This is a genomic window from Burkholderia arboris (genome assembly GCF_038723655.1).
Classification (GTDB): Bacteria; Pseudomonadota; Gammaproteobacteria; order Burkholderiales; family Burkholderiaceae; genus Burkholderia; species Burkholderia arboris.
Genome location: NZ_CP109821.1, coordinates 717,141 through 742,745 on the forward strand (window position 1 = coordinate 717,141; position 25,605 = coordinate 742,745).

20 protein-coding genes are annotated in these 25,605 nt (G+C 68.3%); 9 read left to right on the forward strand and 11 right to left on the reverse strand.

What is annotated here, in order from left to right; translation table 11 throughout:
• Positions 1 to 38: 38 nt before the first annotated feature.
• The 4 genes from recG to katG all read left to right on the forward strand — a co-directional run bounded on the left by recG (position 39) and on the right by katG (position 6,266).
• Positions 39 to 2,351: an ATP-dependent DNA helicase RecG gene (gene recG, locus OHZ10_RS03450; protein ID WP_059236044.1), complete on the forward strand. Its 2,313-nt coding sequence runs from the start codon at positions 39 to 41 to the stop codon at positions 2,349 to 2,351.
• A gap of 127 nt (positions 2,352 to 2,478) precedes the next feature.
• Positions 2,479 to 3,438, forward strand: a complete 960-nt coding sequence (locus tag OHZ10_RS03455) for a hydrogen peroxide-inducible genes activator (RefSeq protein ID WP_059236042.1) — start codon at positions 2,479 to 2,481, stop codon at positions 3,436 to 3,438.
• Positions 3,439 to 3,830: 392 nt separating this feature from the next.
• Complete coding sequence (locus tag OHZ10_RS03460; protein WP_256085575.1) at positions 3,831 to 3,959, forward strand: hypothetical protein; 129 nt, start codon at positions 3,831 to 3,833, stop codon at positions 3,957 to 3,959.
• Between the two features lie 120 nt (positions 3,960 to 4,079).
• A complete protein-coding gene (gene katG / locus OHZ10_RS03465; RefSeq protein ID WP_342703623.1) occupies positions 4,080 to 6,266 on the forward strand; it encodes a catalase/peroxidase HPI in 2,187 nt (728 codons plus the stop codon).
• Positions 6,267 to 6,331: 65 nt separating this feature from the next.
• Here the strand turns inward: katG and OHZ10_RS03470 are convergent, their stop codons facing one another.
• Entirely contained in the window at positions 6,332 to 6,580 is a 249-nt protein-coding gene (locus OHZ10_RS03470) for a hypothetical protein (protein ID WP_155627176.1), read from the reverse strand.
• A gap of 19 nt (positions 6,581 to 6,599) precedes the next feature.
• Here OHZ10_RS03470 and OHZ10_RS03475 point away from each other — a divergent pair, with 19 nt between their 5' ends.
• Together OHZ10_RS03475 and ubiA are read left to right on the forward strand one after the other, a co-directional pair.
• Entirely contained in the window at positions 6,600 to 7,088 is a 489-nt protein-coding gene (locus OHZ10_RS03475) for a Dps family protein (RefSeq protein WP_342703624.1), read from the forward strand.
• Between the two features lie 210 nt (positions 7,089 to 7,298).
• On the forward strand, positions 7,299 to 8,162 hold the full coding sequence (ubiA, locus tag OHZ10_RS03480; protein ID WP_059236036.1) for a 4-hydroxybenzoate octaprenyltransferase: 864 nt from the start codon (positions 7,299 to 7,301) through the stop codon (positions 8,160 to 8,162).
• A 98-nt stretch (positions 8,163 to 8,260) separates the two neighbouring features.
• Here the strand turns inward: ubiA and proC are convergent, their stop codons facing one another.
• The 6 genes from proC to OHZ10_RS03510 all read right to left on the reverse strand — a co-directional run bounded on the left by proC (position 8,261) and on the right by OHZ10_RS03510 (position 15,362).
• Positions 8,261 to 9,073 (reverse strand): pyrroline-5-carboxylate reductase, encoded by an 813-nt coding sequence (proC, locus tag OHZ10_RS03485; protein ID WP_059236035.1) that lies wholly within the window; start codon positions 9,071 to 9,073, stop codon positions 8,261 to 8,263.
• Positions 9,074 to 9,124: 51 nt separating this feature from the next.
• A complete protein-coding gene (locus tag OHZ10_RS03490; protein ID WP_342703627.1) occupies positions 9,125 to 9,823 on the reverse strand; it encodes a YggS family pyridoxal phosphate-dependent enzyme in 699 nt (232 codons plus the stop codon).
• A 131-nt stretch (positions 9,824 to 9,954) separates the two neighbouring features.
• Entirely contained in the window at positions 9,955 to 11,181 is a 1,227-nt protein-coding gene (gene glcF / locus OHZ10_RS03495; protein WP_059236033.1) for a glycolate oxidase subunit GlcF, read from the reverse strand.
• 7 nt (positions 11,182 to 11,188) lie between these two features.
• Positions 11,189 to 12,277: a glycolate oxidase subunit GlcE gene (gene glcE / locus OHZ10_RS03500; RefSeq protein WP_342703630.1), complete on the reverse strand. Its 1,089-nt coding sequence runs from the start codon at positions 12,275 to 12,277 to the stop codon at positions 11,189 to 11,191.
• A 140-nt stretch (positions 12,278 to 12,417) separates the two neighbouring features.
• On the reverse strand, positions 12,418 to 13,911 hold the full coding sequence (locus OHZ10_RS03505; protein WP_059236029.1) for an FAD-linked oxidase C-terminal domain-containing protein: 1,494 nt from the start codon (positions 13,909 to 13,911) through the stop codon (positions 12,418 to 12,420).
• Positions 13,912 to 13,952: 41 nt separating this feature from the next.
• Positions 13,953 to 15,362: an FAD-binding oxidoreductase gene (locus tag OHZ10_RS03510; protein WP_059236028.1), complete on the reverse strand. Its 1,410-nt coding sequence runs from the start codon at positions 15,360 to 15,362 to the stop codon at positions 13,953 to 13,955.
• Positions 15,363 to 15,498: 136 nt separating this feature from the next.
• Here OHZ10_RS03510 and OHZ10_RS03515 point away from each other — a divergent pair, with 136 nt between their 5' ends.
• Together OHZ10_RS03515 and hmpA are read left to right on the forward strand one after the other, a co-directional pair.
• Entirely contained in the window at positions 15,499 to 16,050 is a 552-nt protein-coding gene (locus OHZ10_RS03515) for a cob(I)yrinic acid a,c-diamide adenosyltransferase (RefSeq protein ID WP_059236027.1), read from the forward strand.
• A 94-nt stretch (positions 16,051 to 16,144) separates the two neighbouring features.
• Complete coding sequence (hmpA, locus tag OHZ10_RS03520) at positions 16,145 to 17,353, forward strand: NO-inducible flavohemoprotein (protein ID WP_174993209.1); 1,209 nt, start codon at positions 16,145 to 16,147, stop codon at positions 17,351 to 17,353.
• Between the two features lie 77 nt (positions 17,354 to 17,430).
• On the opposite strand, the gene aroG is transcribed toward hmpA, so the two are convergent.
• Positions 17,431 to 18,504, reverse strand: a complete 1,074-nt coding sequence (gene aroG / locus OHZ10_RS03525; RefSeq protein ID WP_059236025.1) for a 3-deoxy-7-phosphoheptulonate synthase AroG — start codon at positions 18,502 to 18,504, stop codon at positions 17,431 to 17,433.
• On the opposite strand from aroG, the gene OHZ10_RS03530 reads away from it, so the two are divergent.
• Positions 18,503 to 18,790: a hypothetical protein gene (locus tag OHZ10_RS03530; RefSeq protein ID WP_174993210.1), complete on the forward strand. Its 288-nt coding sequence runs from the start codon at positions 18,503 to 18,505 to the stop codon at positions 18,788 to 18,790. The genes aroG and OHZ10_RS03530 overlap by 2 nt on opposite strands.
• Positions 18,791 to 18,900: 110 nt before the next feature.
• Here the strand turns inward: OHZ10_RS03530 and tldD are convergent, their stop codons facing one another.
• The 3 genes from tldD to OHZ10_RS03545 all read right to left on the reverse strand — a co-directional run bounded on the left by tldD (position 18,901) and on the right by OHZ10_RS03545 (position 25,542).
• Entirely contained in the window at positions 18,901 to 20,367 is a 1,467-nt protein-coding gene (tldD, locus tag OHZ10_RS03535; RefSeq protein WP_059236024.1) for a metalloprotease TldD, read from the reverse strand.
• An 85-nt stretch (positions 20,368 to 20,452) separates the two neighbouring features.
• Positions 20,453 to 21,280: a carbon-nitrogen hydrolase family protein gene (locus OHZ10_RS03540; RefSeq protein WP_174993211.1), complete on the reverse strand. Its 828-nt coding sequence runs from the start codon at positions 21,278 to 21,280 to the stop codon at positions 20,453 to 20,455.
• A 62-nt stretch (positions 21,281 to 21,342) separates the two neighbouring features.
• A complete protein-coding gene (locus OHZ10_RS03545; RefSeq protein ID WP_342703637.1) occupies positions 21,343 to 25,542 on the reverse strand; it encodes a YhdP family protein in 4,200 nt (1,399 codons plus the stop codon).
• Positions 25,543 to 25,605 lie beyond the last annotated feature (63 nt).

The following is a 25,605-nucleotide window of genomic DNA, read 5'->3' on the forward strand; positions in this document are numbered from 1 at the left end:
GCTATTGTACTTGCCTTGCGAAGCACCCAGACGATCCGATGCCTGTGTCACCACGCCGTTCCCCCGCCGCCGTAGCCGATTCCGCCGATCCGTTCGACGCGGACGATACCGCATCGTCCGCACCGCCCGCGTCGGGCACCGGTGCGCGCCGTGCCGGCCCGAAGCGCGGCGCCGACGGGCGGCTCGCGCAGCCGGCCGCCGCCGCGCCCGATGCCGAAGGCGCCGCGGCGGGCGACGATGCGGGCGCGGCGGGCGCGAAACGCAAGAAGAAGGCGGCCGCCGACAAGCCGGTGAAGACCGTCGACAAGCTCGCGAAGCTCGGCCTCACGCGTTCGATCGATCTCGTGCTGCATCTGCCGATGCGCTACGAGGACGAAACCACGCTCACGCCGATCGGCGAGCTGCTGCCGGGCGGCATCGCGCAGGCCGAAGGCGTGGTGTTCGACAACGAGGTCGCGTTCCGGCCGCGCCGCCAGCTCGTCGTGAAGATCCAGGACGACGACGGCGAGCATCTCGTGCTGCGCTTCCTGAATTTCTACGGGTCGCAGGTCAAGCAGATGGCCGTCGGCCAGCGGCTGCGGGTGCGCGGCGACGTGCGCGGCGGCTTCTTCGGGATGGAGATGGTGCATCCGGCCGTGCGTGTCGTCGAAGCCGATGCGCCGCTGCCGCAGGTGCTCACGCCCGTCTACCCGAGCACGGCCGGCGTGTCGCAGGCGTATCTGCGCAAGGCGATCGAGAACGCGGTCGAGCGCACGCCGCTGCCGGAGCTGTTGCCGCCGGAGATCGAGCGCGACTACCTGCGGCCGCTCGACGTGCCGACGCTCGAGCAGGCGGTACGCATCCTGCACCACCCGCGCGTCGATTCCGACGAAGCCGCGCTGATGGACGGCTCGCATCCGGCGTGGACGCGCATCAAGTTCGAGGAGCTGCTCGCGCAGCAGCTGTCGCTCAAGCGGGCGCACGAGGAGCGCCGCACGCGCGCCGCGCCCGCGATGCCGCGCCGCACCGCGAGCGATGCCGAGGCGCTGACGACGCGGCTCTATGCGGCGCTGCCGTTCACGCTGACGGGCGCGCAGGCGCGCGTCGTCGACGAGATCGCGCACGACCTCACGCTCGCCCATCCGATGCAGCGCCTGCTGCAGGGCGACGTCGGTAGCGGCAAGACGGTCGTCGCGGCACTGGCGGCCACGCAGGCGATCGACGCCGGCTACCAGGCCGCGCTGATGGCGCCCACCGAAATCCTCGCGGAACAGCACGCGCGCAAGCTGCGCGCGTGGCTCGAGCCGCTCGGCGTCACGGTCGCGTGGCTCGCGGGCAGCCTGAAGGCGAAGGAGAAGCGCGCGGCGATCGAGGCGGCGGCGCTCGGCACCGCGCAACTCGTGATCGGCACGCACGCGATCATCCAGGATACGGTCGAATTCGCGCGGCTCGGCCTCGTGATCGTCGACGAACAGCACCGATTCGGCGTCGAGCAGCGTCTCGCGCTGCGCGCGAAGGCCGCGAACGCGGCCAACGGCGCGCGCGACTTCCAGCCACACCAGCTGATGATGTCGGCCACGCCGATCCCGCGCACGCTCGCGATGACGTATTACGCGGATCTCGAGGTCTCGACGATCGACGAGCTGCCGCCGGGCCGCACGCCCGTGCTGACGCGCCTCGTCGGCGATGCGCGGCGCGAGGAGGTGATCGCCCGCGTGCGCGAGGCCGCGCTGACCGGGCGTCAGGTGTACTGGGTGTGCCCGCTGATCGAGGAGAGCGAGACCTTGCAGTTGCAGACGGCCGTCGAGACCTACGAGACGCTGGTCGCCGCACTCCCCGAGCTGAAGGTCGGGCTCGTGCATGGCCGGCTGTCGACGACCGACAAGGCGGCCGTGATGGAGGCGTTCACGCGCAACGACGTGCAGCTGCTGGTCGCGACGACCGTGATCGAAGTCGGCGTCGACGTGCCGAACGCGTCGCTGATGGTGATCGAGCATGCGGAGCGTTTCGGCCTCGCGCAGTTGCATCAGCTGCGCGGCCGCGTCGGGCGCGGCACCGCGGCGTCGGTGTGCGTGCTGCTGTACACGGGGCCGCTGTCGCTGACCGGCCGCGAGCGGCTGAAGACGATGCGCGAGACGACCGACGGTTTCGAAATCGCGCGGCGCGACCTCGAAATCCGCGGCCCCGGCGAATTCCTCGGCGCACGCCAGTCGGGCGCGGCGATGCTGCGCTTCGCGAACCTCGAGACCGACGGCTGGCTGATCGACCCGGCCCGCGACGCCGCGACGCGGCTGATTGCCGCGTATCCCGAGGTCGTCACGCAGCATCTCGCACGCTGGCTCGGCGCGCGGGAGCAGTACCTGAAGGCCTGATTTACCGGCTTGGGGCCGGATCAAAATGCCACCCATCGACGCATCGCGATGCAGAGAAACTTGGCGAACCGGTGCCAGAGGGTGTATAAATTAAACCTATCGCCTGTATATCTCTGATTGACCCACAATGACGCTGACTGAATTGAAATACATCGTCGCGGTCGCACGCGAACGGCATTTCGGCCGTGCGGCCGAAGCCTGCTTCGTGAGCCAGCCGACGCTGTCGGTGGCGATCAAGAAGCTCGAAGACGAGCTCAACGTGCAGATTTTCGAGCGTGGCGCGAGCGAAGTGAGCGTGACGCCGATCGGCGACCAGATCGTCACGCAGGCGCAGCGCGTGCTCGAGCAGACCTTCGCGATCAAGGAGATCGCGAAGCAGGGCAAGGATCCGCTGGTCGGCCCGTTCCGCCTCGGCGTGATCTACACGATCGGGCCGTACCTGCTGCCGACGCTTGTCAAGCAAATGATCCAGCGTGTCCCGCAGATGCCGCTGATGCTGCAGGAGAACTACACGCTGAAGCTGCTCGAACTGCTGAAGCAGGGCGAGATCGACGCCGCGATCATGGCGCTGCCGTTCCCGGAAACCGGCCTGATGGTGCGGCCGCTGTACGACGAGCCGTTCGTCGTCGCGCTGCCGGCCGGCCATCCGTGGGAGAAGCGCGAGGAAATCGACGCCGAGGACCTGAAGCAGGAAACCATGCTGCTGCTCGGCAACGGTCACTGCTTCCGCGATCACGTGCTCGGCGTGTGCCCGGAGCTGATGCGCTTCTCGCAGACGGCCGACGGCATCCAGAAGACCTTCGAGGGCTCGTCGCTCGAAACCATTCGCCACATGGTCGCGAGCGGTGTCGGCATCACCGTGCTGCCGCGGATGTCGGTCACCGAGGTCGGCCCGCGCGCGAACGGCCCCGATGCCGAGCTGCTGTCGTACGTGCCGTTCAACGAACCGGTGCCCGACCGCCGCGTGGTGCTCGTGTGGCGCAAGAGCTTCACGCGGATGCCTGCGATCGACGCGATCAGCGACGCGATTTCCGCGTGCGAGCTGCCGGGCGTCGCGAAGCTCGACATGCCGGCCACGATGAACTGACGCACCCGCCATGCGTGCGTGGCAGCATGATGAACGGGGTCCTGCGACCCCGTTTATTTTTCGCTATTGCATAGATGAAATTTATCAATTTCAAATAATCGATAGATGTAAATAGAATTCATTACAGAGATTGGCGACACGCCGACGCGCGATCCGCACGTTGGATGCAAGCGTCAAAGGAGGATGTCATGATGCGGTCGGTATTGCAGCACGCGCAGCGGAACATCCCGTCGCGCAATGCGGTCGTACATCGCGCCAGGGCCGCGGTTCGCAGCCTGCGCCCGATTGCGTTCGCGTACCTGGCGGACCGTGTGTATGGCGGATGAGTGCCGCCGCGCGCCGGTTCTGTGTGCCCCCGATTTCCCTGCCGTCACGCCATGAGGGAGCATTGCATGTCCGAAAGCTGGAACACCCCACGCATCGCCGGCACGACGACGGCCGGCAGCCGCTTCCCCGAGCGCCCCGCCTGCGGCGCGTCGCAGCGGGAACGCGTGCCGAACGCCGCGCACGACATCCCGTAGTACGACAGGAGGATCTACCTGTTCTGTTTCCCATCCCTGCAATGACACTCCACGAACCGCGCCCGGCATGCCGCCGGAGCGAACCGGTGGAGGCATACGAGCAAGCCAAGGAGAAAACGCATGTCGAACGAAACGAAGTGCCCGTTCAACCACACCGCAGGCAGCGGCACGACGAACAAGGACTGGTGGCCGAATCAGCTGAACCTGAACATCCTGCATCGGCATTCGGCGCTGTCCGATCCGATGGACAAGGATTTCGACTACGCAGAGGCGTTCAAGAAGCTGGACCTCGCGGCGGTGAAGCAGGACCTGCACGCGCTGATGACGACGTCGCAGGACTGGTGGCCGGCCGACTTCGGCCATTACGGCGGCCTGTTCATCCGGATGGCATGGCATAGCGCCGGCACCTACCGCACGGCCGACGGCCGCGGCGGCGCGGGCGGCGGGCAGCAGCGCTTCGCGCCGCTCAACAGCTGGCCGGACAACGTGAGCCTCGACAAGGCACGCCGGCTGCTGTGGCCGATCAAGCAGAAGTACGGCCGCAACATCTCGTGGGCCGACCTGCTGATCCTGACCGGCAACGTCGCACTCGAATCGATGGGCTTCAAGACCTTCGGCTACGCCGGCGGCCGCGTCGACACGTGGGAGCCGGACGACGTGTACTGGGGTTCGGAAAAGATCTGGCTGGAACTGAGCGGCGGCCCGAACAGCCGCTACTCGGGCAAGCGTGACCTCGAAAGCCCGCTCGCCGCGGTGCAGATGGGCCTCATCTACGTGAACCCGGAAGGCCCGGACGGCAACCCCGACCCGGTCGCTGCCGCGCACGACATCCGCGAGACGTTCGCGCGGATGGCGATGAACGACGAAGAGACGGTTGCGCTGATCGCGGGCGGCCACACGTTCGGCAAGACGCACGGCGCCGGTCCGGCGTCGAACGTCGGCGCCGAGCCGGAAGCCGCGGGCCTGGAAGAGCAGGGCCTCGGCTGGAAGAGCACGTTCGGTACGGGCAAGGGCAAGGATGCGATCACGAGCGGCCTCGAAGTCACGTGGACGTCGACGCCGACGCAGTGGAGCAACGACTTCTTCAAGCACCTGTTCAGCTATGAGTGGGAGCTGACGAAGAGCCCGGCCGGCGCGCACCAGTGGGTCGCGAAGGACGCCGGCGACGTGATCCCGGATGCGTTCGACGCGTCGAAGAAGCATCGCCCGACGATGCTGACGACCGACCTGTCGCTGCGCTTCGACCCGGCCTACGAAAAGATCTCGCGCCGCTTCTACGAGAATCCGGCCGAGTTCGCCGACGCGTTCGCACGCGCGTGGTTCAAGCTCACGCACCGCGACATGGGGCCGCGTGCCCGCTATCTCGGTACGGAAGTGCCGGCGGAACACCTGCTGTGGCAAGACCCGATCCCGGCCGTCGATCACAAGCTGATCGACGACGCGGACGCCGCGGCGCTGAAGGCGAAGGTGCTGGCCGCGGGCCTGTCGGTGTCGCAGCTCGTGTCGACCGCCTGGGCGTCGGCAGCGACGTTCCGCGGTTCGGACAAGCGCGGCGGCGCGAACGGTGCGCGCATTCGCCTCGCCCCGCAGAAGGACTGGGAAGTGAACCGTCCGGCTGAACTCGCGAAGGTGCTCGCGACGCTCGAAGGCGTGCAGAAGGCGTTCAACGACGCGCAGACGGGCGGCAAGAAGGTGTCGCTTGCCGACCTGATCGTGCTGGCCGGCGCGGCCGGCGTCGAGCAGGCGGCGAAGAACGCGGGTGTGGCGGTGACGGTTCCGTTCGCACCGGGCCGCGCGGATGCAACGCAGGAAGAGACCGACGTCGAGGCAATGGCCGTGCTCGAGCCGCTCGCCGACGGTTTCCGCAACTTCCTGAAGCACGCGTACAAGACGCCGGCGGAGGCGCTGCTGGTCGACAAGGCCCAGCTGCTGACGCTGAGCGCGCCGGAGATGACGGTGCTCGTCGGCGGTCTGCGCGTGCTCGGCGCGAATGCGGGCGACGCGAAGCACGGCGTGTTCACCGATCGTCCGGAAGCGCTGACGAACGACTTCTTCGTGAACCTGCTCGACATGAGCACGGAATGGAAGCCGGCGTCGGCCGCGAACGACGTGTTCGAAGGGCGCGATCGCGCGACGGGCAAGGTCAAGTGGACGGGTACGCGTGTCGACCTGATCTTCGGCTCGCATGCGCAACTGCGTGCGCTGGCCGAGGTGTACGGCAGCGCGGATGCGAAAGAGAAGTTCGCACGCGACTTCGTCGCGGCCTGGAACAAGGTGATGAACCTCGACCGCTTCGACCTCGCATGAACGCCGCCGTGCAGTAGCACGGTGAGGCAGTAACGGGAAACGGCCGGTCGTCCGACCGGCCGTTTCTACTGGATCACGGATTTCGTTGAAGGAGTGACGATCATGTCGCAAATGATATTGAACATGCGCGCCGCACTGGCGGCGCCGAAGGTGCGGGCGCCGGCCGAGATCGCGCGGTACGTCGTCGGATTCGCGATTGTCATCGGCGGTGTGGCCGAACTGGTGTCACAAGCGCTGCACGCGATCGCGGCCGCCTGAGCGCGGCGCGGCATCGACAGCAGGTAGCCCGATTCGCTTTCATTGCCCTGGGTCATTGAATCAGGAGTCCGGAACATGCCGGGAATGACTCGTGCCGCGCCGATCAACATCGGCATCGGCGACAAGGGCCGCAAGAAGATCCCGGACGGCCTGTCGCGGCTGCTCGCCGATACGTTCTCGCTGTACCTGAGGACCCACAATTTCCACTGGAACGTCACGGGCCCGATGTTCAACACGCTGCACCTGATGTTCGAGGCGCAGTACAACGCACTGCGGCTCGCGGTCGATTCGGTCGCCGAGCGCATTCGCACGCTCGGCGTCGTTGCGCCGGGCACGTTCGCCGATTTCGCGAAACTGTCGTCGGTGCCGCAAGCGAAGGGCATGCCGGCCGCCGAGGAGATGATCCGCCAGCTCGTCGAAGGGCACGAGACGGTCGTGCGCACCGCACGCGACAGCGTCCCGATCGCCGACGCGGCGAGCGACGAGCCGAGCGCTGACCTGCTGACGCAGCGCCTGCAGACGCATGAAAAGACCGCGTGGAGGCTGCTGTCGCTGCTCGCGTAAGCACGGCACGGCCGCGAACGGCTGCCTTTCGGTCCGACCCGCCGAGATGTCGAACCTGTCCCTTGATTGATGCGCACGACGGCACAGCCGCCTGCAGCGGGCCCGGGCGGCGTATGCCCGCCCGCCGGCAGCCGGCTGCGGGCTGCCCCGACATGACGCGAAGCGCCGCTCGGCTCTAAAATGCCGGGGTTATCTTCCCGGTGCTTCGCCATGCTTGCCCGCTTTCCCCTGTATCTGCGGCTCGTCCGGATGGACAAGCCGATCGGCAGCCTGCTGCTGCTGTGGCCGACGCTCAACGCGCTGTGGATCGCGTCGGACGGCCACCCGCGCTGGCCGCTGCTCGTGATCTTCACGCTCGGCACGCTGCTGATGCGCTCGGCCGGCTGCGCGATGAACGACTACGCCGACCGCGATTTCGACCGTCACGTGAAGCGCACGGCCGACCGGCCGCTGACGTCGGGCAAGATCCGCGCATGGGAGGCCGTCGCGATCGCGGTCGGGCTGTCGTTCATCGCATTCCTGCTGATCCTGCCGCTGAACACGCTGACGAAGGAGCTGTCCGTCGTCGCGCTGTTCGTCGCGGGCTCGTATCCGTTCATGAAGCGCTTCTTCGCGATTCCGCAGGCGTATCTCGGCATCGCGTTCGGCTTCGGGATCCCGATGGCGTTCGCGGCCGTGCAGGACACGGTACCGGTGATCGCGTGGATCATGCTGATCGCGAACATCTTCTGGTCGGTCGCGTACGACACCGAGTACGCAATGGTCGATCGCGACGACGACATCAAGATCGGCATCCGTACGTCCGCGCTGACGTTCGGCCGCTTCGACGTCGCGGCCGTGATGGCGTGTTACGCGGTGACGCTCGGTATCTACGTGTGGGTCGGCGTGACGCTCGGCTTCGGTCTCGTGTACTGGGCCGGCTGGGCCGCCGCGGCCGGCTGCGCGCTGTATCACTACACGCTGATCAAGGACCGTGAGCGGATGCCGTGCTTCGCGGCGTTCCGGCACAACAACTGGCTCGGCGGCGTGCTGTTCGCGGGGATCGCCGCGCATTACCTGCTGGCGGGTAACTGAACGAAGCCGCGCGCCCGGCGCGCGCTGCCAATAAAAAAGCGGCCTGATGGCCGCTTTTTTTACGTCGCGTGCCGGAGACCCGGCGGGCGCGACCGTGCTTACGCGCGGCCGAGTTCGTCGCCCATTTCCTTCGCACGCGCTTCGGCCGCGAGCGCGCCGCGCACGATCGCTTCCTTCACGCCTTGCGCGTCGAACGCCGCGAGCGCAGCGGCCGTCGTGCCACCCTTCGACGTCACGCGCTCGCGCAGCACGCTCGCCGGCTCGCCCGATTGCGCGGCCAGTTGCGCGGCGCCCGTGAACGTCGCGACCGCGAGCGCGCGACCTTGCTCGTCGTTCATGCCGAGGCGGCGCGCGGCTTCCTGCAGCGCTTCGATGAAATAGAACACGTACGCGGGGCCGCTGCCCGAAATGGCCGTGACGGCGTCGAGCTGCGATTCGTCGTCGAACCACACGATCTCGCCGACCGCGCCGAGCACGTTCGATGCGAGTTCGCGGCCCGCCGCGTCGACGCCCGGCAGCGCGGCGAGGCCCGTCACGCCCATGCCGACCAGCGCAGGCGTGTTCGGCATCGTGCGCACGACGCGCGCGTAGTCGCCGAGCCAGCGCGCGAGATCCGTGCCGCGGATGCCCGCCGCGATGCTGATCACGAGCTGCGACGTCAGGTGCGGCGCGAGCGCCTGTGCGACGTCCTTCAGCACCTGCGGCTTCACCGCGAGCACGATCGCGTCGTACCCGGCGAGCGTCGCGTCGGTGGCCGCGCCGGTGCGCACGCCGAATTGCTGCGCGGCGCGCGCGCGGACGTCTTCGTTGACGTCGATGGCATACAGGCCGTCAGCGGCGACGCCGCGCTTGATCAGGCCGCCGATCAGGGCCGCGGCCATGTTGCCGCCGCCGATGAATGCGATTTTCATGATGTCCGAATGAGCAGGTGAGTGAACGGAAAGGCGGAAATGGCGCGGCGCTCAGTGCGAATAATCGCGCGCGCCGAAGATCGCGGTGCCGACGCGCACGATCGTCGCGCCTTCGAGCACGGCCGCGTCGAGATCGGCGGACATGCCCATCGACAGCGTGTCGAGCGGCAGGCCGCCGGCGCGCAACGTGTCGAACAGCGCGCGCAGCGCACGATGCGGCACGCGTTGTGCATCGGTATCGCCGGCCGGTTCGGGAATCGCCATCAGGCCGCGCAGCCGCAGCGACGGCAGCGCGGCAACCGCGCGCGCGACCTCGGCCACGTCGGCCGGCGCGACGCCGCTCTTCGACGCCTCGCCGCTGATGTTCACCTGCACGCACACGTTGAGCGGCGGCAGGTGGGCGGGGCGCTGTTCCGACAGGCGCTGCGCGATCTTCAGCCGGTCGACCGAATGGACCCAGTCGAAGCGCTCGGCGACGGGGCGCGTCTTGTTCGATTGCAGCGGCCCGATGAAATGCCATTCGAGGCTTGCGCGCAGGTCGGCGAGCGCGTCGATCTTGTCGATCGATTCCTGCACGTAGTTTTCACCGAACGCGCGTTGTCCGGCTTCATGCGCGGCGCGCACGTCGTCGGCGGGGAACGTCTTCGACACGGCGAGCAGCGAGATGGTGGCGGGATCGCGGCCGGCCGCGCGGGCGGCGTCGGCAATGCGGCGATGAACGGAGTCGAGACGGGCGGCAAGATCGGACATGACGGGCACGAAAGCAGGCACGGAAGCGGGCAAGGAAGCGGGCATGAAGCCGATGCGCCGCGACACGCGGCGCATCGATCCGCTCATTATACGGACGCCGCGCACACGCCCGTCATTGGCGGGAGCAGGGCTCAGCCGTACAGCAAATGCTCGACCAGCTGGACCCAGTGGGCGACCGGAATCTGCGTGCCGCTCTGCAGGTGTGCGATGCAGCCGATGTTGCCGGACACGATCATCTGCGGTTCGAGGGCCTGCAGCTTCAGCAGCTTCTGCTTGCGCAACCGGTACGACAGCGACGGCTGCGTCAGCGAATAGGTGCCGGCCGAGCCGCAGCACAGATGGCTGTCGGCCGGCAGCCGCACGTCGATGCCGAGCGTCTCGAGCAGCCGTTCGACCTTGCCGCGCGACTGCTGGCCGTGCTGCAGCGTGCACGGCGGGTGGTACGCGACCGTATGAATCGCGCGACGCCGCGCGAGCGTCGCGAGTTCCGCCTCGAACGCGAGCAGCACGTCGGAGATGTCGCGCGTCAGCGACACGATGCGCTGCGCCTTTTCCGCGTAGGCCGGATCGTCGCGCAGCAGATGTGCATATTCGAGCACCGTCGCGCCGCAGCCCGACGCATTCATCACGATTGCCTCGGCGCCCTGTTCGACGTGCGGCCACCACGCGTCGATGTTGCGGCGCGCGTCGTCGAGCGCTTCGTCGTGATAGTTCAGGTGCAGGCGGATCGCGCCGCAGCAGCCCGCGTCGGGCGCGACGACCGTCTCGATGCCGAGCGCGTCGAGCACGCGCGCGGTCGCGATGTTGATGTTGGGCAGCATCGACGGCTGCACGCAGCCGCCGAGCATCAGCATCTTGCGCGTATGCGTGCGGTGCGGCCATTCGAGCAGCCGCGTGCGCGGCGGCACCTTGTCGCGCAGCCGCTTCGGCAACAGCGGCCGCACGTGCTGGCCGAGCCGCATCACCGGCGAGAACAGCGCGGCGTTCGGCACGAGGCTCGCGAGCACGCGGCGCATCAGGCGTTGCTGCACGGGGCGCTGCACCTGTGCTTCGACGTGCTTGCGGCCGATCTCGACGAGCCGGCCGTACTGGACGCCGGACGGGCAGGTCGTCTCGCAGCTGCGGCACGTGAGGCAGCGGTCGAGGTGCTGCTGCGTGCTGCGCGTGACGGGCGCCCCTTCGACCATCTGCTTGATCAGGTAGATGCGGCCGCGCGGGCCGTCGAGTTCGTCGCCGAGGAGCTGGTAGGTCGGGCAGGTCGCGGTGCAGAACCCGCAGTGCACGCACTTGCGCAGGATCGCGTCGGCCTCGTCGCCGTCGGGCGTGTTGCGGATGAAATCGGCGAGGTTCGTTTGCATCGATCCCTCAGAGATCAGGGTAGAGCCGGCCGCGGTTGAAGATGCGCGCGGGATCGAACGCGGCCTTCAGCCCGCGGTGGATTTTCATCATCGGGGCGGGGAGCGGCGTGAACACGCCCGCGCTGCGGTCGTACGCGTCGCCCGCGCGGAACAGCGTCGCGTGGCCGCCAGCCTGCTTCGCGCTCATGCGCACGGTCTGCGCATCGGCGTCGGTGATCCACCAGCGCTGCGCGCCGCCCCATTCCATCAGCTGGGTGCCGGGCAGGTGCATCGGTTCGATGATCGACGGCAATGCGAGGCGCCACAGCGCGTAGCCAGGCGGGATGCCGTTGAAGAACGGGTCGGTATGCTCGCGCAGGCCGGCCCAGAAGCGCTCGGCTTCGACCGCGTCGACGACTTCGCCGCCGAGCAGCGTCTTCGCGGATTTCACGGCCGCTTCGGCGCCCGACAGGCGCAGCACGAGCGTGCCGTTGCGCCAGGCGCTGGCGCTGACGGGCAACGGATGGCCGCCCCATTCGTTGAGCTTGCGCACCGCGTCGGTCGCGGTCATCTCGAACTTCAGCGTGACCTCGGCGACGGGCATCGGCAGCACCTTGATCGACAGGTCGAGCATCAGCCCGAGCGTGCCGAGCGCGCCGGCCATCAGCCGCGACACGTCGTAGCCGGCGACGTTCTTCACGACCTGCCCGCCGAACCGCAGCAGCTCGCCGCGGCCGTTCATCAGCGCGACGCCGAGCACGAAATCGCGCGGGGCGCCGCAGGTGGCGCGGCGCGGGCCCGCGAGGCCGGCCGCGACGCAGCCGCCGACCGTGGCCGCGCGGCCGAAATGCGGCGGCTCGAACGGCAGCATCTGGCCGCACTCGGCGAGGACGGTTTCAAGCTGCGCGAGCGGCGTGCCCGCGCGGACCGTGACGACGAGTTCGGCCGGGTCGTACGACACGACGCCCTGAAACGCGCGCGTGTCGAGAATTTCGCCTTCGAGCGCCTGGCCGTACCAGTCCTTGGTGCCGCCGCCGCGAATCCGCAGCGGCCGGCCATCGGCACTGGCCGCGCGGATGCGCTCGGCCCATCCGGCGACGATGTCGTCCTCTTCCATGTTCTGTTGCTGCCTCGACTTGTTGTTCGGTCGATTGTACCGGGGTGGCGCGATTCCACATCGCGACTATCCCTAAGCCCCGTATTGCATACCGCATGCCCGTGCGGACGCGCGCGGGGGCCGCGGCCCCCGCGCGACGCTCAGAAGCGCGGCAGGTCGGGGTGCGGCAGCAGCCCGCCGCGCACGTGCTGGCGGCCGTATTCGGCGCAGCGCGCGCGGGTCGGGATCCCCTTGTCCGGATTCAGCAGCCCGGCCGGATCGAATGCGCGCTTGACCGCGAAGAATGCATCGCGCTCCTGCGGCGAGAACTGTACGCACATCGAATTGAGCTTCTCGATGCCGACACCGTGTTCGCCCGTCACGCTGCCGCCGAATTCCACGCAGCATTCGAGGATTTCCGCGCCGAACTGCTCGGCACGGTGCAGCTCGTCCGGATCGTTCGCGTTGTACAGGATCAGCGGATGCATGTTGCCGTCGCCCGCATGGAACACGTTGATGCAGCGTAACCCGTAGCGCGTCTCGAGTTGTTCGATGCGCGCGAGCAGCGGACCGATCGCGCGGCGCGGCACGGTGCCGTCCATGCAGTAGTAATCCGCGGAAATGCGGCCGGCTGCCGGGAACGCGTTCTTGCGGCCCGACCAGTAGCGCAGCCGCTCCTGTTCGTTGCGCGACACCTGGATGCGCGTCGCGCCGTGTTCGCGCAGCACGGCCGTCATCCGCACGATCTCCTCGGCGACTTCTTCCGGCGTGCCGTCCGATTCGCACAGCAGGATCGCCTTCGCATCGAGGTCGTAGCCCGCGTGCGTGAACGCCTCGACGGCCTGTGTGGCCGGCTTGTCCATCATCTCGAGCCCAGCGGGGATGATGCCCGACGCGATGATCGCCGCGACGGCCTCGCCGCCCTTGACGACGTCGTCAAAGCTCGCCATCACGAGCTGCGCGGTCTGCGGCTTCGGGATCAGCCGCACCGTCACTTCGGTGACGATCGCGAACATCCCTTCGCTGCCGATCATCACGGCGAGCAGGTCGAGGCCGGGCATGTCGAGCGCGAGCGAGCCGAATTCGACGACCTCGCCGTCGATCGTCACCGCGCGCACACGCATCACGTTGTGTACGGTCAGTCCGTATTTCAGGCAATGGACGCCGCCGGAATTTTCCGCGACGTTGCCGCCGATCGTGCACGCGATCTGCGATGAAGGATCGGGCGCGTAATACAGGCCGTACGGCGCGGCGGCTTCCGAGATCGCGAGGTTGCGCACGCCGGGTTGCACGGTCGCCGTGCGCGCGTACGGATCGACTTCGACGATGCGCGTGAAGCGCGCGAGCGACAGCACGACGCCGAGTGCGATCGGCAGCGCGCCGCCCGACAGGCTCGTGCCTGCGCCGCGCGGCACGATCGGCACTTCCATGCGGCGGCAGATCTGCACGATCCGCTGCACCTGCGATTCGGTTTCCGGCAGCGCGACCGCGAGCGGCAGGCGGCGGTACGCGGACAGGCCATCGCATTCGTACGGCGCCGTGTCTTCGTCGCGGTACAGCAGGCAGTGCGTCGGCAGCACGGCCATCAGCGCCTGCACCACTTCGCGCTGGCGCTGCGCGCGGGCCGCGCTCGACAGTTCGACGGGAGCGTTCATGAGGTCTCCTGCAGCAGGCGGCGCGATGGTGCGCCGCCGTGTCAGCACGTGAAAATCTTGCCCGGATTCATCAGGTTGCGCGGATCGAGCGCGAGCTTGATCGCGCGCATCGTGTCGATCGCGTTGTCGCCGTGCTCCTTCGGCAGGAAACGCATCTTGTGCAGCCCGACGCCGTGCTCGCCCGTGCAGGTGCCGCCGAGGCGCAGCGCGCGCTCGACGATCCGGTCGTTGATGTGCTCGGCTTCGGCGATTTCCTCGGGTTTGCCGGGATCGATCAGGATCGCGACGTGGAAATTGCCGTCGCCGACGTGACCGACGATCGGGCAGGGCAGCGACGACGCGCGCAGGTCGACTTCGGTTTCCTCGACGCATGCGGCGAGCTGCGAGATCGGCACGCACACGTCGGTCGTCACCGCGCGACAGCCGGGCTTCAGCTGCAGCATCGCGAAGTACGCGTTGTGGCGCGCGGCCCAGAGCCGGGTACGGTCCTCGGGGCGCGTCGCCCATTCGAAGCCCTGGCCGTTGTTCTGGCCGGCGAGCGCCTGCACGAGCTCGGCCTGTTCCTTCACGCCGGCCTCGGTGCCGTGGAATTCGAAGAACAGCGTCGGCGCTTCGGTCAGCGTCAGGTTCGAATGGCGGTTGATCGAGCGCACGGCGAGCGCATCGACGAATTCGACGCGCGCGATCGGCACGCCGATCTGGATCGTCTCGATCACGGTGCGTACTGCGTCGCCCATCGTCGGGAACGTGCAGATCGCGGCCGATACGGCTTCGGGCAACGGGTGCAGGCGCAGCGTGATCTCGGTGATCACGCCGAGCGTGCCTTCGGACCCGACGAACAGGCGCGTGAGGTCGTAGCCGGCCGACGACTTGCGGGCGCGCGAGCCGGTTTTCACCACGCGGCCGTCGGCGAGCACCGCGGTCAGGCCGAGCACGTTCTCGCGCATCGTGCCGTAGCGCACGGCGTTGGTGCCCGATGCGCGGGTCGCGGTCATTCCGCCGATGCTGGCGTCGGCGCCCGGGTCGATCGGGAAGAACAGGCCGGTGTCGCGCAGCGCTTCGTTGAGCGCCTTGCGCGTGATGCCCGGCTCGACCGTTACAGTCAGGTCTTCGGCGTTGATCGACAGCACACGGTTCATTTCCGACAGGTCGAGCGACACGCCGCCGCGCACCGCGAGCAGGTGGCCTTCGAGCGACGAGCCGGCGCCGTACGGGATCAGCGGTACGCTGTAGAGCGAGCACAGCGACACGACTTCGCATACGTCGTCGGTGCTGTGCGCGAACACGACGGCGTCGGGCAGTTGCGGATCGAACGGCGATTCGTCGCGGCCGTGGTGGGCGCGGACCGCGTCGGCGGTCGACACGCGCTCGCCGAAGGCGGCGCGCAGCGCATCGAGCATGGCGGGGGGCAGCGGGCGGCGCGTGGTGGCCGGCGGGGCAGGGTGATTCACGAATGTCTCCTGACTGCTTGTCAAACTTTCGGCCCATTCTACGCTGTAACGCCCGCTGCGCCTCCCGCCGCGGGCTGCGATAATCGCGTTCCAGCCACCCGGGCCGCATCGCGGCCGCGCACGAGAGGACATTCGCATGGGCAACCGCTTGAGCAAGATCGCGACGCGCACGGGCGACGACGGCACCACCGGCCTCGGCGACGGACGGCGCATCGGCAAGGACGACGCGCGGATCGCCGCGATCGGCGACGTCGACGAACTGAATTCGAATCTCGGCGTGCTGCTGGCCGAGACGCTGCCGGACGACGTGCGCACGGCGCTCGTCACGATCCAGCACGACCTGTTCGATCTCGGCGGCGAGCTGTGCATCCCCGGCCATGCGGTGCTCGACGACACGCACCTCGCTCGCCTCGACCGGTGGCTCGCCGACTACAACGCGACCCTGCCGCCGCTGAAGGAATTCATCCTGCCGGCCGGCTCGCGGGCGGCGTCGCTCGCGCACGTCTGCCGGACCGTGTGCCGCCGCGCGGAGCGCTCGATCGTCGCGCTCGGGCGCCATGACACGCTCCATGATGCGCCGCGGCGCTACGTGAACCGGCTGTCCGACCTGCTGTTCGTGCTCGCGCGCGTGCTGAACCGCGCCGGCGGCGGGGCCGACGTGCTGTGGGAGCGCGGGCGCGTCCGCTGACGCGCCGTCGCGTTTTTGCGCACTGCGACAATTTGCCCAGGGAGCGTGTATTTTTAAAGATGTATTGTATGGGCATGTTTAACGGAGAACGAACATGACCCACATCACCGCTGACCAGATGGCCCGTGTGAAGGCCACCGCCCCCGTCCTTGCCGTGCATGGCGCGACGATCACGAAGCACTTCTACCAGCGCATGTTCGCGCGTCATCCGGAACTGAAGAACCTGTTCAACCAGACGCACCAGAAGACCGGCAGCCAGCCGGAAACGCTCGCGAAGGCCGTCTACGCGTATGCGGCGAACATCGACAACCTCGGGGCGTTGGGCGGGGCGGTGTCGCACATCGCGCACAAGCATGCGAGCCTGAACATCCGTCCCGAGCATTACCCGATCGTCGGCGAGAACCTGCTCGCGTCGATCGTCGAAGTGCTCGGCGACGCGGTCGATGCGCAAACGCTCGAAGCGTGGCGCGTCGCATACGGCCAGCTCGCGCAGATCCTGATCGGCGCCGAGGCCGACCTGTACGCGGGCGCTGCGTGGAGCGGCTTCCGCCCGTTCAAGGTCGCGCGCAAGGTGCGCGAGAGCGACGAGATCACGTCGTTCTACCTGACACCCGCCGACGGCGGCGCGGCGCCGGCCTTCGAGCCGGGCCAGTACATCACGGTGAAGCGCTACGTCGGCGATCTGGGCGTCGACCAGCCGCGCCAGTACAGCCTGTCCGATGTGCCGCACGGCAAGTGGCTGCGCATCTCGGTGAAGCGCGAAGCCGGCCTGCCGGAAGCGATTCCCGCCGGCAAGGTGTCGACGCTGATGCACGACGGTGTCGAAGAGGGCTCGATCGTCGAAGTGACCGCGCCGATGGGCGAATTCTCGTTGAAGCGCGGCGTCGATACGCCGGTCGTGCTGATCTCCGGCGGCGTCGGCCTGACGCCGATGGTGTCGATGGCGTCGACGCTGGTCGACGAAGGCAGCAAACGTGACGTGCGGTTCGTCCACGCATGCCGTTCGGGCGCGGTGCACGCATTCCGCGACTGGCTGAACGAGACGGTGCACGAACACGCGAACGTCAAGCGCACGGTGGTGTACGAGCTGGTCGGCCCGAACGATCGCGCCGGCATCGACTACGACCTCGAGGGGCGCCTCACGCCGGAGCGCGTGCAGCAATACGCACGGGTGCCGGACGCCGACTACTACATCTGCGGCCCGGTCGCGTTCATGAAGGCGCAACGCGATGCGCTGGTGGCGCTCGGCGTCGCGCCGGAACGCATCAATACCGAGATCTTCGGTTCGGGCGCGCTCGAGTGATGTGTTGACCGGCAGTCAGCGGCCCATGAAAAAAGCCCGGCGCGAGCCGGGCTTTTTCGTTGCGGCGGTCCGGGCGATCAGTTGCCGCTGCCGCGCGCGACGCGGCGTGCCTTGACCGATTCCGCGAGGCCCTCGAGCACCTTCACGCTGTCGTCCCACGCGATGCACGCGTCGGTGATGCTCTGGCCGTAGGTCAGCGCGCAGCCTTCCTTCAGGTCCTGGCGGCCTTCGACCAGGTGCGACTCGATCATCACGCCGACGATGCGAGCGTCGCCGGCCGCGATCTGGCGGCCGATGTCCGCGCAGACGGGGATCTGGTTCTCGTGCTTCTTCGAGCTGTTCGCGTGGCTCGCGTCGATCATCAGGCGCGCGGCGAGGCCCGCCTTGCCGATGTCCGCGCAGGCGGCGTTCACGCTGTCCGCGTCGTAGTTCGGCGTCTTGCCGCCGCGCAGGATCACGTGGCAGTCCTCGTTGCCGGCCGTCGACACGATCGCCGAGTGGCCGCCCTTCGTCACCGACAGGAAATGGTGCGGCTGCGACGCGGCCTTGATCGCGTCGACCGCGATCTTCACGTTGCCGTCGGTGCCGTTCTTGAAGCCGACCGGGCACGACAGCCCCGACGCGAGCTCGCGGTGCACCTGCGACTCGGTCGTGCGCGCACCGATCGCGCCCCACGAGACCAGGTCGGCGATGTACTGCGGGCTGATCATGTCGAGGTATTCGGTCGCGGCCGGCAGCCCCATTTCGTTGATCTGCAGCAGCAGCTCGCGCGCGGTGCGCAGCCCTTCGTTGATCTTGAAGCTGTTGTCGAGGTGCGGATCGTTGATGAGCCCCTTCCAGCCGACCGTCGTGCGCGGCTTCTCGAAGTACACGCGCATCACGATTTCCAGTTCGCCCTTGAAGCGCTCGCGTTCCTTCACGAGCCGGCCCGCGTATTCGATCGCCGCCTTCGTGTCATGGATCGAGCACGGCCCGACGACGACGATCAGCCGGTCGTCCATCCCGTGCAGGATGCGGTGCATCGACTGGCGCGAGTTGTAGATCAGCTCGGACGCGGCTTCGGAGCACGCGAATTCGCGGATCAGGTGAGCGGGCGGCGTCAGTTCCTTGAGTTCGCGAATGCGGACATCGTCGGTGTTGTGCGGGGGCATGCTGTTTCTCCTTGGTTCCGGGCGCCGTTCGATCAGTGGGCGTGCGGCAGATTCATCAATTCAAGCGATTCAGTGGTTTCGGTCGGGGCCGCGGGACCGCTGCGGCGGCGACCGGGTGGCGAAGGGCGAAAAAAAACCGCCGGGTTCGCCGGCGGTTTTTTCGGGAATTTCGGTTGCGCTTTACGCGCCATCAACCCTCTCGATCCGCCAGCGGTCTGAGATACCAAAAAAAGTAAAAGTAAAACTTGGCGGACATGACGGGGATTCGGTTCGTCAAAAAAGTTGATTCGGAATTTATACCGCGTCGTCGGACAGCTGGCAACCGGGAAACGTCGAAAATGCGGACAATCCGCGCGTTTTATCCAAAATGCGCGGATTGTCTGCGCCGCGATGCGGTTATGCCGTACCGCCGACGGTCATCCTGTCGATCCGCAGGGTCGGCTGGCCGACGCCGACCGGCACGCTCTGGCCTTCCTTGCCGCACACGCCGACACCCGAGTCGAGCGACATGTCGTTGCCGATCATGCTCACGTCCTTCAGCGATTCGGGGCCGCTGCCGATCAGCGTCGCGCCCTTCACCGGGTAGGTGATCTTGCCGTTCTCGATCATGTACGCCTCGGACGCCGAGAACACGAACTTGCCGTTCGTGATGTCGACCTGGCCGCCGCCGAAGTTCACCGCGTACAGGCCGTTCTTCACCGACGCGATGATTTCCTGCGGATCCTTGTCGCCGTTCAGCATGTACGTGTTCGTCATGCGCGGCATCGGCAGCGCCGCGTACGACTCGCGCCGTGCGTTGCCGGTGACCGGCATCTTCATCAGGCGTGCGTTCAGCGTGTCCTGGATGTAGCCCTTCAGGATGCCGTCCTCGATCAGCGTCGTGCACTGCGTCGGGTTGCCTTCGTCGTCGATGTTCAGCGAGCCGCGGCGGTTCGGCAGCGTGCCGTCGTCGACGACGGTCACGCCCTTGGCAGCAACCCGCTCGCCGATCCGGCCCGCGAAAGCCGACGAGCCCTTGCGGTTGAAATCGCCTTCGAGGCCGTGGCCGATCGCCTCGTGCAGCAGCACGCCCGGCCAGCCCGGCCCGAGCACGACCGTCATCGCGCCGGCCGGTGCGGGGCGGGCGTCGAGGTTGACGAGGGCCGCGTGTACGGCGTCGTCGACGTAGCGCGACAGGACTTCGTCGGTGAAGTAGCCGTAGTCGAAGCGGCCGCCGCCGCCGCCGGAGCCGATCTCGCGGCGGCCGTTTTGTTCGGCGATCACCGTGACCGACACGCGCACGAGCGGGCGGATGTCGGCCGCGAGCGCGCCGTCGCTGCGCGCGACCAGCACGACGTCGTATTCGCCGGCGAGGCCGGCCATCACCTGCGTGATGCGCGGGTCGCGCCCGCGCGCCATCTGCTCGATGCGCTCGAGCAGCTTGACCTTGGCCGTTGCGTCGAGCGATGCGAGCGGGTCGGACGGCAGGTACAGGTCGCGGCCCGAGATGCCCTTCAGCGACGTCGCGGCCTTGATCTTCTGGCGGCCGCCACCGGCTGCCGCGATCGCCTTGGTGGCCGCGGCGGCTTGCGCGATCGCTTCCGGCGACAGGTCGTCCGAGTACGCGAACGCGGTGCGGTCGCCCGCGACCGCGCGCACGCCGACGCCCTGGTCGATGCTGAAGCTGCCCGATTTGACGATGCCTTCCTCGAGGCTCCACGCTTCGCTGCGGGTCGCCTGGAAGTACAGGTCCGCGTAGTCGACGCGGTGCGTGAAGATGTCGGCGATCGTGCGCGTGAGCAGGCTTTCGTCGAGGCCGTACGGCGTGAGCAGGATGTCCTTCGCCAGCGCGAGGTTGCGGATGCCGGGTTCGATGATGTTCATGCGGATATCGGGGTTTCTCAAAAAGTTGTCGGGTGCTGCTGGGCAGATGGGTTGGCCGCGCGGCGTTTCAAGCGGTGCGGCGAATTCAGGTCAGTACGCGGTGCCGCCACGCGGGCAGGCTCTGGCGCACGTCGGCAATGCGTTGCGGGTCGATCGAGCCGAGCACGACGCTGGCACCGACATCGCGGACCGCGACGATCTCGCCCCACGGATCGATCAGCATGCTGTGGCCCCAGGTGCGCCGGCCGTTCTCGTGCTTGCCGCCCTGCGCGGCCGCGAGCACGTAGCACTGGTTCTCGACGGCCCGCGCGCGCAGCAGCGTTTCCCAGTGCGCGCGGCCTGTCGTATACGTAAACGCCGACGGGACGACGATCAGCGCGCAGTCGCCCATCCGGCGATACAGCTCCGGAAAGCGAAGATCGTAACAGACCGACAGGCCGACCCGCCCGAACGGCGCGTCGAACGCGACGACCGTGTCGCCCGCGCGGATCGTGCGGGCCTCGTCGAACGATTCGTCGCCTTTCTCGAAGTTGAACAGATGGATCTTGTCGTAGCGCGCGGCCTCGTGGCCGGACGGATCGAACACGAGCGTCGTGTTCAGCACGCGATCGGGTTCGGGCGCCTTCAGCGGCAGCGTGCCGCCGATCACCCAGACGCCGTGGCGCCGTGCGGCGTCCGCGAGGAAGCGCTGGATCGGGCCGTCCTGGTACGGTTCGGCGAGCGCGAGCTTGTCGGTGTCGCGATGGCCCATGAAGCAGAAATACTCGGGCAGCAGCACGAGCTGCGCGCCTTCGCCGGCGGCTTCCGCGATCAGGCGGCGCGCTTCGGCGAGATTGCGTGTGACGTCCGGCGTGCTCACCATCTGCAGCGCGGCGACCCGGAAGGGTGTGGCGGAACGGGTGTGGTCGGTCATCGCGGGATCGGTTGCGTCATAAATGGGGTGCGGCCCGGCACCACGGGCGGTTCGATGCGCGCTCAATGGTTCACCGCACTGGCCGGACCGTGATCCATCTTACCTTGATCGCCTCGCACCCGCTCGATGTGCGGGTGCGCCCACGAACCGGTGATCGCGTAGTCGAGCGCGAACGCGCGCGACAGCGTTTCCGACAGCGCGTAGTTCGCGGCCAGCACGCCGATGCCGAGCAGCGGGTTGATGACGGCCGCGCCGATCGCGGCTGCGCCCGCGCTGATTTTCGGCGCGACGTGCGCATGCAGGTCCTGCGTCTCGGTGCCGAGATCGACCGCGCCGCGCACGGTGACGTTCGCGGGCCCCGTCATCATCGAGAAGTCGTCGGTGCGCGCGATCCCGTTTGAAATCTGGCCGGTGCCCGTGATCTTGTCGAACGGCAGCCCCTTGCCCACCACGTCGCGGAAATTCAGCGTCAGGAAGCGCGCGAGGCTCTGCAGGCTCAGCACGCCGAGGAGTTTCGCCGCGCCCGGATCGACTTTCAGGATTTGCCCGTGTTCGAGGTCGAGCGCGACCTGGCCGCCGAGCGATGGGAAGTCGAGCGCGGTCGGGCCGCCGCGCCAGCCGACCTTGCCCGTTACCGAGCCGTGACCGTCCGCGAGCGTCCGCGGCAAGCCGACGCGGTCGAGCAGCGCGCCCGCGTTGCCGATGTCGAGCTTGAAGTCGAACACGGTGCGGCGCGGCGCATCGTTTTCGTCGGCGCCGCGGGCGAGCGCGCGGCGCGACGTGCGCCAGTTGCCGGTCGCGGTCAGCTTCGCGGCCGGGTTCGACAGTTCCAGCTTGTCGAGCTGCCACACGGGCGTGCCGTCTTCGTCGATGTTGCGCGCGTTGACGACGAGACGGCCGATGTCGTGGTCGCGCGCGACGACCTGGTCGACGATCAGGTCGATCGACGGCATCGGGCGGTCGGTCGGCGTCGGCAGGTTCATCGCGCGGCCGACGAGGTCGTGCTGCGCACTCTGCGGCACCACGAGCTTCGCGAGCCGCGCATTCAGCACGCCTGCGCCGTTGTGGCCGCCGCCGGGCGCCCACGACAGGTAGCCCGATACCTGGTTCGATGCGATGTTCGCCTGCCAGAGGTCGTCGACATGCGACGCGCCGACGATCACGTTCTCCCAGTTGCGCTTGAGCAGCTTCAGCGTGCCGAAGTGGAACGCGAAGCGCTTCGGCGCGAAGCTCGCGAAATCGACGCGCGGCGCGGTCTGCGGCTCCGGTACGCGCGGCGTGTCCGGTTTCAGCGTGTGGGCGAGCGCGAGCCATGCGTCGGCGTCCAGCTCGTCGACGTCGACGGCCGCGCTCACGCCGTCCTGCGGCATGTCGGGCATCCGGTGGATGCCCATCGCGCCGCGCACCGCGCGCAGCGGCTGGCCGCGCGTCGCGTCGAGCAGGTAGGTCGCGGACACCGGGCCGAGCGTCAGGTCGGCATGTTCGAGGCGCTTGCCGTCCGCCTGCGGCGCCGGCTGCAGCGTGAAGCTGAACGGCATCGGCGTGCCGGCCTGTTTCGCGAACGGTGCCGGGAAGTTCAGCGCGACGCCCGTCAGGTCGGAATGCGCGCTGATGTCGGGCAGGCGGCCCGGCGCGCCGCGCACGGCGACCTTGTACGGCGCATCGCCGACCACGTGTTCGAGCAGCGCGGCCGCCGGGCCGTGCAGGTTCAGGCCGCGTGCGGCGTCGAGCGCGAGCCGGCCGTCGACGTCCACCGTGTACGGGCCGTGCGACTGGAAGTTGCCGCTCGCGCGCACCGGGCCGCCGAGGAAGCGTCCCGACAGGTCGTGCAGCGATGCGCCGGCCTCGGTGAAGCGGACGCTGCCGCGCAGTGCCGACAGCGGCGGCACGCCGCGGGTCGACAGCGTGTTGCCGCCGAACGCGAGCGCGCCTTCGATGTGCGTATGCGGATGCGCGACGTGCTGCGGAATCGTGATCTTGAGCGCGAGCGACGCGGGCCCCTGCGCATCGATCCGCTGGCCGATATGGCCGCTCATCGTGCCGAGCGAGCTGTTGTCCGCATAGTCGACCAGGTCGGCGAGCGGCCCCTGTGCATGGCCGTCGATGATCAGCGGCGAGTGGGTCGGATTGCCGAGATCGTCGATGCGGCCCGCGACCTTCGTCAGCGCGACGCGCTTGTAGTGCGCGCGCTCGATGTCGAAGCGCAGCTTGTTCTGCGCGAGCTCGAACACGCCGTCGATCCCGTCGAGCGCCGGCCAGACGCTCGGCGTGCCGTTCGCGAGCTTGCGCGGCGGGTACGGCGTCGGCTCGAAGCGGCCGCCGGTGAATGGCGCGACGATGTGGAACACGCCGGCGTCCGGCTCGTGTTCGAACGGGAATTTCTCGAGCGGGCCGCGGGCGACGATCGACGCGCCCTGAGTGACCTTGCCGTCCTGCAGCGCGTGGCCGAGATAGTCGCGCAGGTGTTCGGACATCCCGGTCGGCAGGTAGCGCGGAATGCGCGCCACCGACGCGCGGGCGAACTCGGCGCGCAGGTCGAGCGAGCCGCGGCCGTGGCCGGGGTTCGTGTAGGAACCCGACACCGCGATTTCGGCATCGGGGTTCGACACGAGCAGGTCGGGCAGCGTCACGTCGACGCGCGCGTGCTTGTCGCCGGGCGCGGGCGCGATCACCCATTTGACGTTGCCGCGCAGCCGGTCGAACGTCAGGCGCGGCTCGTCGAACTCACCGGGCACCGTGACGGCCGCGTTGACCGTGTCGAAATGCGCGGTGCCGCCCGTCTCGCTCGCGTCGACGCGGCCCCACAGGTTTTCGACGCCCGGCCAGCCGGCGCGCGGGTGGCCGCGCGGCGACAGGCCGGGCGGCGGCTCCTGCGCGGCGAAGCTGAGGCCTTGCAGGTCGCCGAGGAAGCGATAGCGGACGATCGGCGCGGCGCCGGTGCGGCGCTCCTCTTCCGCGAGGTCGGCCCGCGCGGGTTTCGCGCGCTCGACTTCGATCTGGTAGTTCGACATCATCCCGCGCGGATCGATCTTGATCAGTTCGTTGCGCAGGCGTGCAGGCAGCGGCAGGCCGCGAATGAATTCGCTGAGGATGCCGAGATCGACGCGATCGCCGACGACGCTGATCAGTTGCCCCTGGGTCGCCGTCGGCACGCGGTAGCGGGCCGTCAGCGTCGACAGCGCGAGCGAGCGGGCGAGCGGCGTGCCGTCGTCGAGCGGCGGCTGGCCGAGTTCCGCGTGGAAGCGCGACAGGTGCAGCGTGTAGTCGTGCCCCGTGTCCATCGCCATGTCCCAGCCGAATCCGACCACCGGCACGTCGAGCCGCGGCTGCGTCGGCCGCACGCGCAGCGTGACGTCGGCGCCCTGCAGGTCGCCGCCCGCCGAGCGCAGCCGGCCGTCGCGGAAGGTCGCCCAGATCGCGTTGTCGATCCGGCCGGCATGGATCGTGAGCGGGATGTCGAGGTAACGGGCGAGCGTCTGCAGATCGACGGGGCCGGTCGACAGGTACGCGTCGCCGGTCCAGTTGGACGGCTTGCCGACCGGCGCGAGCGCCTTGTGCGTGAAGCGCGCGCGGAAATCGAGCGGGCCGAGCAGCAGTGTGCCGTTCGCGGGCGCCTGCAGCGCGGCCCGGTGTACGCGGCCGTCGTTGAGCACCGCGATCCGGATGCCCGACAGCACGAGCTCCGGCGCGTCGTGCTGCGCGTCGCGCCAGCGCAGCGTGCCGCCGCGCAGCACGATCGCTTCCTGCTTCAGCAGCCAGGTGCCGAACGTGTCGTTGCCGCCGTGGGTGGTCGCGACGCCGATGCCCGCGACGCTCAGCGAACCGTCGGCCGCGCGCGCGACGACGAGGTCGGGCTGGTCGACGATCAGGCTCGACAGCGCGGGCGACAGTCGCAGCAGCGACATCCACGACAGCGCGGCGGTCGCATGCGGTACCGACAGCGCGATCTTGCCGTCACGGCCGCGGATCGTCAGGTTCGTGAGTTCGACGCCCGGCTGCATGCCGGACCAGTTCGGGGAAAGCTTGCCGATCGAAAGCTGCGCGTGGAGCTTGTCGGACACGAGGCGCTCGATGCGCGGACGGAATTCGTCGATGCGGGGCAGCAGCACATAGCGCAGCCCGAGGAACGCGCCGGACGCAACGAAGTAGGTGCCGATCCCGACTGCCAGCGTCACCTTGAACACGCGACGCAGGACCGGATGATCGTGCTTCGGAGGTCCCGCTTCGGGCGCAGCTACGGCGGATTCCTGACGGTCGGACATGCGGCGGACGGGCGGCGATATGGTAGTTTTGCAGACTGACGTTGAAATGTATCACACGGGTTC

Coding starts and splice junctions, on each gene's coding strand:
- recG (WP_059236044.1), top strand. CDS start 39: ATGCCTGTGTCACCACGCCGTTCCCCCGCCGCCGTAGCCGATTCCGCC.
- OHZ10_RS03455 (WP_059236042.1), top strand. CDS start 2,479: ATGACGCTGACTGAATTGAAATACATCGTCGCGGTCGCACGCGAACGG.
- OHZ10_RS03460 (WP_256085575.1), top strand. CDS start 3,831: ATGTCCGAAAGCTGGAACACCCCACGCATCGCCGGCACGACGACGGCC.
- katG (WP_342703623.1), top strand. CDS start 4,080: ATGTCGAACGAAACGAAGTGCCCGTTCAACCACACCGCAGGCAGCGGC.
- OHZ10_RS03470 (WP_155627176.1), bottom strand. CDS start 6,580: ATGACCCAGGGCAATGAAAGCGAATCGGGCTACCTGCTGTCGATGCCG.
- OHZ10_RS03475 (WP_342703624.1), top strand. CDS start 6,600: ATGCCGGGAATGACTCGTGCCGCGCCGATCAACATCGGCATCGGCGAC.
- ubiA (WP_059236036.1), top strand. CDS start 7,299: ATGCTTGCCCGCTTTCCCCTGTATCTGCGGCTCGTCCGGATGGACAAG.
- proC (WP_059236035.1), bottom strand. CDS start 9,073: ATGAAAATCGCATTCATCGGCGGCGGCAACATGGCCGCGGCCCTGATC.
- OHZ10_RS03490 (WP_342703627.1), bottom strand. CDS start 9,823: ATGTCCGATCTTGCCGCCCGTCTCGACTCCGTTCATCGCCGCATTGCC.
- glcF (WP_059236033.1), bottom strand. CDS start 11,181: ATGCAAACGAACCTCGCCGATTTCATCCGCAACACGCCCGACGGCGAC.
- glcE (WP_342703630.1), bottom strand. CDS start 12,277: ATGGAAGAGGACGACATCGTCGCCGGATGGGCCGAGCGCATCCGCGCG.
- OHZ10_RS03505 (WP_059236029.1), bottom strand. CDS start 13,911: ATGAACGCTCCCGTCGAACTGTCGAGCGCGGCCCGCGCGCAGCGCCAG.
- OHZ10_RS03515 (WP_059236027.1), top strand. CDS start 15,499: ATGGGCAACCGCTTGAGCAAGATCGCGACGCGCACGGGCGACGACGGC.
- hmpA (WP_174993209.1), top strand. CDS start 16,145: ATGACCCACATCACCGCTGACCAGATGGCCCGTGTGAAGGCCACCGCC.
- OHZ10_RS03530 (WP_174993210.1), top strand. CDS start 18,503: ATGCTGTTTCTCCTTGGTTCCGGGCGCCGTTCGATCAGTGGGCGTGCG.
- aroG (WP_059236025.1), bottom strand. CDS start 18,504: ATGCCCCCGCACAACACCGACGATGTCCGCATTCGCGAACTCAAGGAA.
- tldD (WP_059236024.1), bottom strand. CDS start 20,367: ATGAACATCATCGAACCCGGCATCCGCAACCTCGCGCTGGCGAAGGAC.
- OHZ10_RS03540 (WP_174993211.1), bottom strand. CDS start 21,280: ATGACCGACCACACCCGTTCCGCCACACCCTTCCGGGTCGCCGCGCTG.
- OHZ10_RS03545 (WP_342703637.1), bottom strand. CDS start 25,542: ATGTCCGACCGTCAGGAATCCGCCGTAGCTGCGCCCGAAGCGGGACCT.